Source organism: Gemmatimonadota bacterium (assembly GCA_026706345.1).
Classification (GTDB): Bacteria; JAAXHH01; JAAXHH01; order JAAXHH01; family JAAXHH01; genus JAAXHH01.
Map to the genome: position 1 here is coordinate 69,940 of JAPOYX010000023.1, position 14,375 is coordinate 84,314.

The 14,375-nt window shown below is 62.6% G+C and carries 9 protein-coding genes and 1 tRNA gene; 5 read left to right on the forward strand and 5 right to left on the reverse strand.

The window, feature by feature from the left end; translation table 11 throughout:
• Positions 1-95: 95 nt before the first annotated feature.
• Positions 96-1,901, forward strand: a complete 1,806-nt coding sequence (locus OXG98_02730) for an arylsulfatase (GenBank protein MCY3770925.1) — start codon at positions 96-98, stop codon at positions 1,899-1,901.
• 3 nt (positions 1,902-1,904) lie between these two features.
• Here the strand turns inward: OXG98_02730 and OXG98_02735 are convergent, their stop codons facing one another.
• Positions 1,905-2,843, reverse strand: coding sequence for a dihydrodipicolinate synthase family protein (locus tag OXG98_02735; protein MCY3770926.1), 939 nt, complete (start codon positions 2,841-2,843; stop codon positions 1,905-1,907).
• A gap of 377 nt (positions 2,844-3,220) precedes the next feature.
• Between OXG98_02735 and OXG98_02740 the strand changes: the two genes are divergently transcribed.
• The 3 genes from OXG98_02740 to OXG98_02750 are packed head-to-tail and all read left to right on the forward strand — an operon-like array spanning position 3,221 to position 8,778.
• Positions 3,221-4,480 carry a pyridoxal-phosphate dependent enzyme gene (locus OXG98_02740; protein MCY3770927.1) on the forward strand — a complete coding sequence of 420 codons (1,260 nt, stop codon included), beginning with the start codon at positions 3,221-3,223 and terminating at the stop codon, positions 4,478-4,480.
• A 12-nt stretch (positions 4,481-4,492) separates the two neighbouring features.
• Complete coding sequence (gene pdxA, locus OXG98_02745) at positions 4,493-7,081, forward strand: 4-hydroxythreonine-4-phosphate dehydrogenase PdxA (protein ID MCY3770928.1); 2,589 nt, start codon at positions 4,493-4,495, stop codon at positions 7,079-7,081.
• Positions 7,078-8,778 (forward strand): peptide ABC transporter substrate-binding protein, encoded by a 1,701-nt coding sequence (locus OXG98_02750; protein MCY3770929.1) that lies wholly within the window; start codon positions 7,078-7,080, stop codon positions 8,776-8,778. Before pdxA ends, OXG98_02750 begins: the two co-directional genes overlap by 4 nt.
• A gap of 189 nt (positions 8,779-8,967) precedes the next feature.
• Here OXG98_02750 and OXG98_02755 read toward each other — a convergent pair whose 3' ends face one another.
• From OXG98_02755 to OXG98_02770, 4 genes are all read right to left on the reverse strand, one after another.
• On the reverse strand, positions 8,968-9,303 hold the full coding sequence (locus OXG98_02755) for an integration host factor subunit beta (GenBank protein MCY3770930.1): 336 nt from the start codon (positions 9,301-9,303) through the stop codon (positions 8,968-8,970).
• Positions 9,281-10,159: a signal peptide peptidase SppA gene (gene sppA / locus OXG98_02760; protein MCY3770931.1), complete on the reverse strand. Its 879-nt coding sequence runs from the start codon at positions 10,157-10,159 to the stop codon at positions 9,281-9,283. Before sppA ends, OXG98_02755 begins: the two co-directional genes overlap by 23 nt.
• 359 nt (positions 10,160-10,518) lie before the next feature.
• Complete coding sequence (locus OXG98_02765) at positions 10,519-11,913, reverse strand: LysM peptidoglycan-binding domain-containing protein (protein ID MCY3770932.1); 1,395 nt, start codon at positions 11,911-11,913, stop codon at positions 10,519-10,521.
• Between the two features lie 562 nt (positions 11,914-12,475).
• Positions 12,476-12,548: transfer RNA gene (locus OXG98_02770), tRNA-Ala, on the reverse strand.
• Positions 12,549-12,786: 238 nt separating this feature from the next.
• Here OXG98_02770 and OXG98_02775 point away from each other — a divergent pair.
• Positions 12,787-14,349, forward strand: coding sequence for an ADP-ribosylglycohydrolase family protein (locus OXG98_02775; GenBank protein MCY3770933.1), 1,563 nt, complete (start codon positions 12,787-12,789; stop codon positions 14,347-14,349).
• The last annotated feature ends 26 nt before the right edge of the window (positions 14,350-14,375 follow it).

A 14,375-nucleotide genomic window follows, 5' to 3' on the forward strand; every position in this document is an offset into this window, starting at 1 on the left:
TGTTGTTAATTAGTAATGATCAGGGAGCCCGATAATTTAGTGATCAAATCAGTTGTTTCGCAACGCTTTCGTAACGCTAAGGAGTAGAAGACAGGATGAGCGGCAAAAGACCCAATGTCGTCCTGGTCATCACGGACGACCAGGGCTACGGCGACCTGGGATGCACGGGCCATCCGTGGTTGAAGACACCCGGGATAGACGCCTTTCACGCCGATGCGGTCCGGCTTACCGACTTCCACGTGTCCCCCCTGTGCACGCCGACGCGTGGCGCCCTGATGACGGGCCGGCGTCCCGTGCGCAACGGCGCCTGGGCGACCTGCTGGGGCCGTTCCATCCTGCGGAAGTCGGAGACGACCATGGCGGACGTCTTCGCCGCCGCGGGCTATCGCACCGCCATGTTCGGCAAGTGGCACCTGGGCGACAACTACCCCTGCCGCCCCCAGGACCGAGGTTTCCAGCACGTGGTCGCCCACAAGGGCGGCGGGGTGGGGCAGACTCCCGATTTCTGGGGGAACAACTACTTCGACGACACCTATTTCCACAACGGAGCGCCTGCGGAGCACGCAGGATATTGCACCGACGTGTGGTTCGACGAGGCGATCCGGTTCATCGAGGGGTGTGCGGCCGGGCGATCCACGGGACCGTCGTCAGACGCGCCACCGACGAATGCGGCCGAAAATGCGGCCGAATCAGACGCGCCCTTCTTCGTCTATCTCGCCACCAACGCCCCGCACAGCCCCTATCTCGTGTCCGAGAAGTACGCCCAGTCGTACCGCGGCAACCCTGACGTGCCGGAACCCGAATTCTGTGGAATGATCGCGAACATCGACGAGAACTTCGGGCGCCTTCGCCGCAGGCTTGCCGAACTGGGCCTGGAAGAAAACACCATCCTGGTTTTCATGACCGACAATGGGAGTTCCGGTGGCAGCGAACTCGATGAGAACCAACACGTGGCGCGGGGATTCAACGCGGGGATGCGAGGAAAGAAGGGCTCCTACTACGACGGTGGTCATCGCGTGCCCTTCTTCCTCAGGTGGCCGGGAGGTGGTCTCGGAGGAGGGCGGGACGTCGACGAAATGAGTCTTCATATCGACATGCTGCCGACTTTCATCGACCTTTGCGGTCTCGATGCGCCGGCCGTGGACTTCGAGGGCCAGAGCATAGCACCGCTGCTGCATGGCGACCGGACCAGCCTGTCCGGTGACCGGGTCCACTTCCTTCAGTACCGGCAGGACACCGTGCCGCCTGAGAAATGGACCAATGCCGTGATGACACGCCGCTGGCGGCTGGTGCGGGGTAAGGAACTGTACGACATCAAGGCTGACCCAGGACAGCACAAGGACATGGCCGCCGACTATCCGAGCGTAGTGGAACGGCTGCGGCGTGCCCACGACGCCTGGTGGGACGAGATCTCGCCCGGGCTCGAAACATATTGTCCCATCACACTGGGTAATCCGGCCGAGAATCCCGTGCGCCTCTGTGCCATGGACGTGTTGGGCGACGTGGCCTGGCACCAGACCCACATCACACAGGCCAAGGAAAGTACCGGCACCTGGGCCGTCGAGATCGAGCGGTCCGGCCGCTACCGGTTCTCCCTGCGCCGCTGGCCCGCCGAGCGCGATCTGGCCATTGACGGAACAATCCCGCCCGAGGAGGCAAGAACCCTCATCTACGCCCCGGAGGATGATCGCACCGTGGCAATCCGGCCGGTCGAAGCGCGCCTGTCGCTTTTCGACGAGGAAAGGAGCGGATCTATCGAGTCCGGCGACAAGACCGCCGAGTTCACCCACGAGATCGCAAGAACGGGAACGACAATCCTGCATGCTTCCTTCATTGACGAGGAAGGCAATATCCAGGGGGCGTATTACGTGGATGTTGAGCGATTGGAAGAGGCGGAATGAAGGTCAGGCCGGCACAGTCCTGCTGATTCCCAAGGCTTCCGCGAAACGTTCGACCGACGTCTGCAAACCATCGATCAGCCCCTCGTCGAAGCCGGTCAACCTGGCGTCCGTTGAGCGGCAGCGCGTCGTGATGGGCAGTCCGATACGCTGCAGGTACCGTTTGCAGGTTACGAGGTACTTGTTGTTGACGACCGGCGCCAGGGACGTCATCATCCGCTGCACCTCCTCCGCCGTTTCCGGCTGTTCGTCATACTCGGCACACAGCCAGGAAAACAGCTCCGGAAACACATTGCCGGCAACGGGAGAAATCCCGGTGGCCCCGTAACGAAGCCCCTCGAGACCCGTCTCGAAATGCGCGTTGTAGACGCCCAGCGGCGTGTTGCGCACGGCGTCGATCTTCAGCCGGAGCAGATCGATGTCACAGACGGTGTCCTTGTGATAAAGGAACCTGCCGGTAGCGCCGAGATGCCCGAACAGTTCGGGCGACAGTTTCCGGTGATATGGCGTAGGGCATTCGTAGAGGCCCAGGGGAATGGGATCCGTCAATTCGAGCAGTCGCTCCATGTTCCGCTGCAATATCTCTTCATCCTCGTTTCCATCGGCCAGCAGGCAGACGATGACGACCACCGCGTCCACGCCCGAATCGGCCATATGCTTGACAAACCTGGCCTGATCCTCTATGGGACCGCCGAAGGTGCCGGTGGCGACTACGGGCACGCTGCCGCTGGTCCGGCTTACGACGCGTTGCGCTACGGCCAGGCGCTCCACGTCGTCCAGGTGAAACATCTCACTGGAACCGCAGCAGGTGAAGAGTCCCGCTGATCCCCTCTCTATGTACCAGTCGGTCAGGGCGTCCACGCCGTGCCAGTCGATGGTTCCGTCCTCGTGAAAGGCGTTGAGCATCACCGGCCAGAGGCCGTGGGGCAGTGGTTGGGTTGGCATGGTGTCGCTTTCTGTGGCTTTCGACCTGTCCAGACAACCTGCGTTATGCATTCGGTTCACGGATCATATCGTTACGCCGTCTTCGATGTCAAGGATAACCGGGTCGAATCGGGCGATGGGCGTGAGAAACGGAAACGGCGATCTGTAATGCGATATGCATAAGGAAGTTGCCTGGAAAGAGCGCGCTCGTCGCGTACCTGCTTATTTAAGATCCCGGGACTCGCGAATGGGCCTGGATGGCTCAGCCTGTAGTCCTTTACACTCTCCGGTCTCGAAGGTATATTTTCGTGTAGCGATCCTGTAGCCGCGCACGGATTTCCATCCCCTTCCACTGATGCAAAAGCCGGTATATTCCGGTTCAATCCCGAAAGAAAACCATGTCCGTTCTCGGCCTCGCCTGTACCCGCTGCAATGCCCAGTATCCCCTGGAACCCATGTTCTTCGGCTGTCCCGCCTGCGTGGACGAGGAAGGCGGCGGCGCGGCCGCGTTGACGGTGGCATACGACTACAAGGCCATCGCGTCCGATCTGAACGTGGAGGATTGGGATCGCGCGGGTCACGGTATCTGGCGATTCGATGCCCTCCTGCCGCTGCGGGATCCGGCGGCGCAGATCTCCCTGGGCGAGGGGAACACGGCGCTCGTCAGGCCCCGTGCAGTGTGCAAAGCTGCCGGTTTATCGAACCTGTACATCAAGAACGAGACGACTAACCCCACCTGGGCCTTCAAGGACCGGTTCCACACTTCCTCCGTCTCCACGGCGAGATCCCTGGGCTACACCCGGGTCACGGCCAGTACCACGGGCAATCACGGCGCCTCGGCCGCGGCCTATTGCGCCGCCGCGGGGATGGACTCCTGCATCATTCTCTGCCATCCCGAATCTTCGATGCTGCAGCGGGACATGATCGCCCTGTACGGCGGCCACGCCTTCGTACTGGAAGACCGCTTTCAGTACCTGGACACGTTGATTCGGGACCATGGCTATTATCCTTCGACGACCATGACGCCCATGCCCACGGGCACGCCCTTCGGGGTCGAGGGATACAAGACCATCGCCTTCGAAATCTACGTGCAACTTGGCGGCCGCGTCCCTGATCGGATGTTCTGTCCCATCGCCGCGGGAGATGCGCTGTACGGTCCGTGGAAGGGATTCAACGAGATGCGGGTGCTGGATCTCGTCGACCGGAATCCCGTCATGCACGGCGTGCAGCCGGCGGGATGCAACCCCTATGTACAGTCGTTCCGGCAGGGACGCAGCGACGTGGTAGTCCATCCCGATCCGAGTTCCATCGCCCTTTCCATCCGGGACGACACCGGCGGACCCGCGGCACTGCGGGCCATCTACGACTCCGGCGGTGACGCGGCCGACGTCACCGAAGACGAGATCATCGAGGCGGTTCGGCTGCTTGCGCGGAGCGGCTACCTGGTGGAACCTTCCTCGGCGGCATCTGTTGCCGGGGCGATCAAGGCGGCCCGGACGGGTCGGCTTGCCTCTGATGAAACGGTCGTGTGCCTGGTCACCGGATCGGGCGCCAAGTGGCCGGAAGTCATGGCTGAACTGGCCGATCGCGACGCGCCCGTCGAACCCTCCTGGGAAGAGATAAGGGCGCGGACCGGCCTCGACGATATAAGTCAATAATACGTATCTCGAATGAGCACGCCTCTGTATATGCTCGCCGACGATCTCGCCGGCGCTCACGACGCGGCCATTCCCTTCGCGAAGCGAGGTTTTGCGGTGGCCGCGCTGTCTGATCCGGACCGGATGGATCGGTTCGATTCGGCAGATCTGGTCGTGCTGAACACGAACACCCGTTCCTGTGGCGAGGCGGAAGCCGCCGATCGCCTGGGGGCGGCCTGCGAGGCGATTCAGGCCCGATCCGGATGGGTGATCTACAAGAAGATCGACTCGACACTCAGGGGGCACGTAGGCTTCGAAATCGACCTCGTCAGCGACATGATGGCCTTCGATTTGGTCGTATGCGCTCCGGCCTTCCCTGAAATGGGAAGGACGACGGTGGGCGGCTATCACCTGCTTCGCGGCGTTCCGGTCCGGGGCCTGGACATGGCGGGTCCAGACATCCCGCCGCAACATGCCTTCATCCCGGATCTTCTGGACAATGGCTCCGGCAGGGAGAGGGCCTACATCGATTTGAAAACTGTCCAAGGCGGTTCGGCAGCCATCAGCCGGGTCCTCAACAGGACCCGAGCTGCACCGGGTACCACGATCGTAGTGGATATGGCCGATCCGATGGGGTGGAGTGGATTGCTGGACGCGATCCTCGAGGATTTTGAAGCGCCCGCGGAAAGTCGGCCTCCAGTGTCTGAGGCGGCGTCGACGCTGCTCTGCGGCTCAGGTGGAATGGCCGGCGCCCTTGCGGAAAGATTGGCGCTCACGAGGAAGCCGCGGGCCTCGTCGTCCCGGATGCCGCATGCCTCATCGTCCCGGAAGCCGCGAGCTGCCGCGCCATCGTCGCCACAGAAGGACGGCCCCGTCCTTGTCTTCGCCTGCAGCCTGCACGACACGACAGTCCGCCAGGTCGAGGAAGTCAAAGGTCAAAAGTCGGCCGCCATCTGCCCCTTCGATCCCCTATTGATCGTGGATGAGCGAAAGCGCATGGGCGAGATGGATCGGCTGACAACGAGCGTCGCGGAGGTCATGGCGGATGGCCGGAATGCGGTCGTGACTCCGAAACGGCCCGACCGGCCGCAACTTCAGGCGTGGTTCGAACGGCTGTCGGAGGCGGCCGGCGGCTGCGATCCCGCGTCGGTGGTCATCGAAAATCTGGGCAAAGTCGCCCGCCGCCTGTTCTCGGCAGTGGATCCGGGCGGCATCGTACTCACGGGAGGGGAGACCGCCGGAAGCGTCTTTCACGAACTCGATAGCGACGGCGCCTGGATCTTCGACGGGATCGAACCGGGCGTGGCCCTTGCCGTTGTCGCTGGCGGTCCTCAGGATGGCATGGGTGTGGTCATCAAGCCCGGATCCTTCGGCGGCGAACACACCCTGGCAAAGGCCATGGAACGCCTCTCCCCGCGCAACGGTGACGCCCCGGCAGGTGGCACCCCGTGTGCCGGTGGCACAGAGGCCGGTGACACCCCGGTTGGCACCACCAGACCCGATAGCGATCGGGCACCGGACGACCGTAAAGGAAGCGGTGGGGATGAGCGCCCGGTCATCGGCATTACGCTAGGCGATCCGAATGGCGTGGGTCCGGAGATCATCGTCAAGATCCTGTCACAGGCCTGGGTCTACGAACTTTGTCGCCCGCTGGTCATCGGAAATGACCACGTAGTCCGCCAGGCCCTTTCGCTGGCCGGTGGCGATTCCCGGGGCAAGCGTGAAGGCGGAACGACGGCCCCGAAACTGGATATCCGGGTGGCCGACCATCCCGCGGCCGGCCTCTACCGCCACGGCACGGTGGACGTCCTGAATGCCGCGCACGTGGAAATCGGCGGGCTGAAGCCAGGGCAGGAGCAGGCCGAGGCCGGAAGGCTTGCCGTGGAATCCGTGAAGCGGGCAGCCCGCCTGGCGATCGCAGGCGACATCGCCGCCCTGGTCACAGCGCCGATGAACAAGGCGGCCATGGGCCTTGCGGGGTACGCCTACGCCGGCCACACCGAATTGCTGGCCGAGATTACGGGAACGAAGCGTTTCCGGCTCGCGCTGGCCTTCGACGGGATCCTGGTTTCCCACGCGACGACCCACGTATCCCTGCGAGACGCCATCGACCGTCTGTCCGAAGAAGAGGTCCTCGTCACCTTGGACCTGGTCGGCCAGGCTCTGGTCGGCATGGGCGTGGCGGCGCCCCGTATCGCCGTGTGCGGTCTGAACCCCCATGCCGGTGAAGGCGGACTCTTCGGGGACGAGGAAATCCGGATCATCGCCCCCGCTCTCGAAAAAGCGCGCGAGAAATCCAGTGCCCGGAGTTGGCAGATAGTCGGTCCCCTGCCGCCGGACACCGTGTTCATGCGGGCCCGGAAGGGCGAGTTCGACGGGATTATCGGCATGTATCACGACCAGGGACATATCCCGGTCAAGGCCATCGCCTTCGACCGCACCGTGAACGTGACCCTGGGCCTGCCGATCATCCGAACCTCGGTGGATCACGGCACGGCCTTCGATATCGCGGGCAGGGGCATTGCCGACGCCGGCAACCTGGGCGAGGCGCTTCGGATGGCCGTGCAACTGGTTGGCGACCGGTGGTCCGTCGGATCCAACCCGGGGAAAGACGCGACATGAAGAAGGCGAAACGGCGGTCAACATCGGGTATGTGTGCGATTTTGGGCATCATCGCGCTGGGATGGGCATGCGTGCTGCTCGCCGGCACCGGCCCGGCGGTTTCGCAAAACACCCCCGCTGTCTTCAATTCCATCGGCAAGCCGCTGCCGCCGGACGCGGCGCCCCTGGCATTCCAGGCCTACCGTTTCATGCGCGACGAGCCCAGAAGCCTGGACGTCAGCGTCAACCTTTACGTGGGCCAGTGGAACGAGTTCCTCTTCGAGACCCTGGTCGCCAAGGACGAGAACGGCGACCTCATCCCTGCGGCGGCCGATCGGTGGGAGGTCTCTCCCGACGGTAAGACCTGGACCTTCTATCTGCGCGAAACGGGGCGGTGGAGCGACGGCAGGCCCGTCACGGCCCACGACTTCGTCTATACGTTCCGCAGGTCCCTCTCCTACGAGACGGCCAATCCATACGCCGCGTTCTACAGCGACATCGTGGGCGCGAAGTCCTACAGCCAGACCCCTGCCGCCGATCCGGAAACGCTGGGCGTCAGGGCCATAGACGACCATACGCTGACCTTCGAAACCACCCACCCGGCGCCGTACCTGGGACTCATTCTCTCCGTCCCAACGTCCATGCCGGTGCCCCGGTGGCAGGTGGAAAAGCACGGACCCCGGTGGACCGAGGAAGGGAACTGCGTGACCAATTCGAGTTACAGGCTGACGGAATGGAAGCACGGAAGCCACATGGACTTCGAGCTCAATCCCTATTACGATGGCCCCATCAAGGGCTACGTGGAAAAGATACACCGCGTTTTCCGCCATCCGTCGACCGCCAACCTGCTGCCTTACGAAAACGACGAAGTCGGCTTTGCCGAAGTACAGGCCAACGAGCTGATTCGCGTGCGGCGCGATCCGGAACTGAGTTCGGAACTCAGTTCCAACCCGACCGACGGTACCTGGTACATCTTCTTCGACACCCGCAAGCCCCCCTTCAACGACGCCAGGGTCCGGCGCGCCATCGCACGAGCCATCGACCGGGAGACGATATGCCGCGTCGTGCTGCACGGCGCGGCCGTACCTGCGTATTCCATGCTGCCGGTTACCTTCGACGCTCATGGCGACTACAAAGCCTACCAGGATTTCGATCCCGAAAAGGCGCGGAAGTTGCTGGCAGAGGCCGGTTATCCCGGAGGCCGAGGGTTTCCGACGATGGAGATGTGGCTCAGGCAGCCCAGGCCGGACATCCGGATGGTAGCGGAGGTGATCCAGGGGATGCTCAGGGAACATCTGGGCATCGGCATCACCTTCCGCAGCGCCGACTACCCGGTATTCACCAATTACATGTTCAACTGGAACATCGACCTGGGCCTGGTGCCTTTCTTCGCGGATTACCGGGACCCGAAGAACATGCTGGACATGATCTGGCGTCCCGGCAGCCGGGGACGAAGCCGCCACGATTTCGAAAACGCCGAATTCGAAGCTTTGCTGGACGCGGCGGACCAGGAAATAGATCCCGATGAACGTACGGAGATAGTTCGCCGGGCCGAACGCATCCTGGTCGAGGAGGCGGGTGCGGCCTTCGTCTTCCACCCCATGACCAACAACCTGTTCAAACCGTGGCTCAGAGGGCTCAAAACCAACCGGTTCGGCGGCAAGACCGTGATCTTCACGGATCTCTATATCGGTGAGGATTATCCCGAGGCGAGGTAAAACTTCGCGGTGAGGCGGAACACCTTGCGCGGCGTGTCCGCGCGGAGACACCCGCTACCGCTTTTACTTCTTCTTATGCCTGTCGGCCCGCAAGCGTTTCTTGCGCTTATGGGTAGCGATCTTGGAACGCTTGCGCTTCTTACCACTGGGCATGTCGGTCTCCTTCTTGATTGGTCTCGTTTCTCTTGATCAGTCTTGTTTCTGCACGCGATCCTTGAGGTGATCGGACGGTTTGAAAACGGGCACGACGCACGGGGGTATCCTGATGCCCGTCCCCGTCTTGGGATTGCGGGCGACGCGCGCCTTTCTTTCCTTCACTTTGAATATGCCGAATCCGCGCAGTTCGATCTTTTCGCCCCTGCCCAGGGCGGATGAGATCGAATCCAGCAACGCGTTCAGCACTTCCGCGGTATCCACCTTGGTCATCCCGGTGGACTGTGCGATACGAGCCACGATATCGGCCTTAGTCATACCATTCTCCTTGATCGTAGATGTTGCCGTTTCAGCGATACCGGTATTCGACAATGCCCGGCGAATACAGATCGGTCATCGTCTCCATGTTCTCCATCAGCATCTCGAAAAACGTCTTGGGCGGCTGCCGGACCACGCTGGGCTTTTCCGGCAGCCCGGCCATCTTGCCGGCCAGGGCAATCGCGTCCTGGTAGGTGCCCAGGCGGTCCACGAGTCCCAGGGGCAGGGCCTGGTTTCCGGTGTATATCCGCCCGTCCGCCACTTCAACCACTTCCTCGCGGGAAAGCGGACGATAGCTGGCTACTGCTCCGACAAACTGGTCGTATACATCGTCGACCACGGATTGTACGATTCCTAATTCCTCGTCGGTCATGCCGCGGCTCATCGAACCTATGTCCTTGTGCCGGCCGCTTTTGACGACCTGCCAGTCGATACCGATCTTTTCGAACAGATCTTCGGCGCTCGGCGCGACGGTGATCACGCCGATGCTTCCGGTTATGGTCCCGGGATTGGCCACGATGGAATCGGCCGCGCAGGCGATGTAGTATCCGCCCGACGCTGCCACGCTGCCCATGGATGCGACGATGATCTTGTCCGCTTCCCGGGTCTTGCGCAGTTCATCGAAGATTTCCTGCGTGGGGGCTACGGCGCCGCCGGGGCTCTCGATGCGGAGCACGATGGCCCGCACGGATTCGTCTTCGCGGTACTTGATAAGCTGTTTGACCGTGTCCTCGGCCCGGGTGATCGGTCCCCTGACCTCGACGAGGGCGATGCGCCCGCCGCCCGCGCCGGAAAAAGAACTGTCGCTGCTCAGCATGGGACCGGCGATGAGCAGCGCCATGACCACCACGATCACCAGCACTCCGCCGCCGAGCAAGCCGCCGATTATCCAGTCCGATTTGCGCGCCATGACACACACTCCGCCAGCCGGTTTCAACAACAAAATCCGGTCCGTCGAGGGCCTTTACCAGGTGTAATAACCCGCGACCAAAATATCACGTTAGTATAAGTATGTCAATGACTTTTTGGAATTCGGAGGCCGAAGGAACGGCCTCGCGGACGATTGTTTATGGGTTCGGATGGCGGGGTGTTTCTGTGGGTGGCAGATGGAGGGTTTTCACCGGTGGTCAGACGATGCCCGCGCGATGGTCGTCACGTCATGAAGCAATTGGCTGATCACGCGGTAACGGCTCGTCATAACGGCGGGTAATAGTAGCGCTGCGGTCGCGTCATGACGCCGCGTCATTCACCGGGAATCGGGCAGGTCATTCACCGGGAATCGGGCAGGTCGATCCGGAGCCGGTCGCCCGGGTGAATGGCTCCGCGCCGGTTGAGGCCGTTGGCCCTTCGAAGCGCGCTCACGGTGACGTTATGGGCCCGGGCGATATCCCAGAGGGTGTCTCCCGGTCTGACGGTGTAGGTGATGGTGTTCGATGCAGTTGCGCCGCCCTCGCCTCGGGTCGTACCGTCCCGTGCGGTGGATTCGCGGTCTGAGGCCGAAGCGCCGCCGGTCGAAGCGCCCTGTGACGCGCGGGGGAGATAGATCGTCAGCGTGCGGCCGGCGATGATATCGCCGGGATTGCTAAGCTTGTTCCAGTCCTGCAGGTTCGCCATTGATACGCCGTACCGCCTGCTGATGCTGGCAAGCGTGTCTCCCCGCCGGATACGATACGAAATGGCCCTGTGGGTCGAAGGATCCGGGGGCGGAACGACCCTGGGCTGCCGGTAGCGTATGGACCGGTTCGCCACCCGGTTCGAGGCGCCGTACAACGGGATGGTGAGGACCTGTCCGATCCTCAGGCGGTTCGGCCGGCGTATGTTGTTCTCGACGATGATATCCGCCGTCCGTACCCCGAAGCGGCGGGCGATGCGCCCCAGTGTATCGCCGCGTCTGACCCGGTAAAACGTCAGGTCGGACGGGTCGGGGCCCGGCGGCTCGACGCCGGCCCAGGCCGCGTAGGACCGGGTCGTACCCAGCGGCACCCTGAGACTATACCCCGACTCGGCCTTCCAGCGGCGCAGCTCCGGATTGAGCCGGCGCAGTTGCTCGGCCGGGATCTTCATGCCCTCGGCCACTTCCTCCAGGGCCATGGGTCTCGGAACCGGCACAGACTCGTGGATCAGCGGGAGGCCCCCCAGGGGTTCGAATCCGTAATCCTCCGGTGATTTGGAAATGATGGCCGACGCCATGACGAAGGACACGAAGGGAATCGTCTGTCCGGGTAGACTCATGTTCCACAGACTCAACCCTTCGGCCTTGCGCAGGGGCGTCGAACCGGCATGATGCGCCGCGAGCACGAGATCCCAGCTGCCCAGTTCCAGGTAAAGATCTTTGAACCGCGCCGCCGCCGCCCGCGTCGACTTCTCCGGATCGTAACGCTCGTCGATCTCGTTGTTCCGGATCAGACCGTACCGTTCCGCGTCCTCCCAAGTAAACTGCCACAGGCCGGCGCGTCCTTCCGGCGAGCGCGCACGGGGATCGAAACCGCTTCCGACCATGGCGATGTAAATCAGGTCGCCGGGCAATCCCGACCTGGAGAGGATCGACTCGATCATGGCCCGGTATCTGTTCGTCCGGCCCAACCAGAGAGCGAACGCATTGAACGCGTCGTTTCGCAGGATGTAAATCGCCTTTTTGACCCGTTCGTTGTAACTGATGGGCACGTCGAATCGACCGAAATCGGGCCAGGGCGGTTCCGGCGCGGCAGCGCGGTCCGATCCTTCCAGGAAAGGTGCGAGAAGAGCAAACCCGGCAGCGTCGTTCCGCTCTTCGACGTACGGATCGGTCGATGCGCCCGGATCTGTCGTTGACGGATCGGCCGTTGAATCTGCATTCGCCGTGGATGCTTCGGTTTTTAACGCAGATTCGGGAACACGATTCGCAGACGTAATCGAATCAACCGCATTCGCGGATGAAAAATAAAAAACCGGCGCTGGGTTCGGAACGGCGCCGGTCGGCTCATCTTCGAACGTACGGGGCCCCGCATAGAGAAAGGAAGGCAGCAGGACCAGGAAAGACAGACAGATCGGCAGCCGCCTTACATAGCAGAAGCAGCCTTTAGTCGGTATACTGCGAATGACTGTGCAGGTGGTACTGAGCATAGCGAGCGCTGTATACGAAATGCCGACTGTGTATAACGATCTTCACGTCTCGACGGGTTTGGCCTGTATCTCGGTCGATCCAACAGAGACTGGCATTCATGGCAAGGTTGTCACCGTCGAGTAATGGAGCTGAGCGGGATCGAACCGCTGACCTCATGAATGCCATTCATGCGCTCTCCCAGCTGAGCTACAGCCCCGAACGACGGTCAAGATAGGAACACACCCACAGGGTGTCAAGTGAAAACAGGACCGCCTGGTGATACTTCCGCGGGCGGCTCAAGACCTGTTTCATCCTGTCAGCACGGAATTGGCTTGTAACGACCGTGTCCGGCACTTAAAGTCTCTACTGACGGAAAACCAACTGGACGGGATCCGGTTCTATGACTTGTGTCCGCTCGACCTGTCGGAGGCCGGGCAGCCGCTGGCGGAAGATTAATGCGGAAGATCAACAAGGAAAAGACGGGAGCGGCAATAAATCGCCTGAAGATCAGCGAAAGGCCAGCCATGTCCGATGTAAAAACCAGCGTGAGCCATCCACTTCGCATCGACTGCTTGCGACCGAAGGAGAGTTTCGGCCGCATCGGCATCACCCTGTGTCCCGGCAAGACGGATCCCCGGGGGGTCGCGGGTAACTGGGCGCGCGACCTGGACCTGGATCTCGATGCAGTCGCAGCATGGGGTGCGACAGCGGTCGCCAGCCTGATCACACAAGAGGAGATACATGATCTGAAAGTAGCCGGTCTTTCCAGGGCGGTCGCGGATCGTCACATGGAGTGGTGGCACCTGCCGATTCCGGACGGACAGCCACCGGGCGCCGATTTCGAGCAGGCATGGCGCGTCGCGGGACCGGCCATCAGGGACCGGCTCCGGCTCGGTTTCGACGTCCTCGTCCATTGCAAGGGAGGACTCGGCCGCGCGGGCACTCTGGCCGCCCGCCTCCTCGTGGAATTCGGGGAAAGCCCGTCCGAAGCGAAGCGCCGTGTTCGAGAAGCCCGTTCCCCCTACGCGATCGAAACCTTGAGTCAGGAGCGATACGTAGAAAGGTGCGCGGCAGCGACGGAGCCGCTGCCTTCCACGACGGCGAAGAGCATCCAGGACCGTGCAATCGGGACTCTTCTCGGTCTCGCGGTGGGAGACGCGGTGGGCACGACACTCGAATTCCGGCCGCGCGACGCACAGGCGCGGGTGGAAGATATGGTAGGGGGAGGCCCTTTCGATCTGCCCGCCGGATCGTGGACGGACGACACAACCATGGCGCTGGCCCTTGCCGATAGCCTGGCCGCGTCGGAAACGATCGACTGCCGGGACCTGATGGACCGTTTCGTCAGCTGGTGGCGGCACGGCGAATACTCCTGCACGGAAAGCTGCTTCGACATCGGAAACACCACCAGGGCGTCGCTTGCCCGGTATGAGCGAACCGGCGATCCAATCGCCGGTTCGACCGACTCGCGCAGCGCGGGCAACGGTTCGCTGATGCGACTCGCCCCGGTCGCCCTGCGCTTCTGGGACGACCGCGGCTTGCTCGACGCCACCGCGGCCGAACAGTCCCGTACCACCCACGCCGCCGAGGATGCGGTAGATGCGTGCCGCGCCTTCGCGGAATTGCTGGCGGACGCCATCGCCGGTTCGCCGCGAACGGATCTCCTCGCCCCGAGACATATCGACGGGGCGCCGGCCGTCCAGCGGATCCTGGGCGGGAGCTGGCGCGGGCGGCCACGGGACGAAATCAGCTCGAGTGGTTACGTGATCAACACCCTCGAAGCCGCCATCTGGTCCGTCGCCCGTACCGCCGACTTCCGCGCCGCCATACTCCTTGCGGCCAACCTGGCCGACGACGCCGACACGGTAGCCGCCGTGACGGGACAGCTCGCCGGCGCGCTTTACGGTCTCAGCGGCATACCCCGGGATTGGCTCGATCGGCTCGCCTGGAAGGATCGGCTGATGGACGTGACCCACCGCCTGTCCAGCAGGAACGCATTGTCCAGCAGGAACGCCTGACACTATCGTCCGGTTCAGGTTCGTCC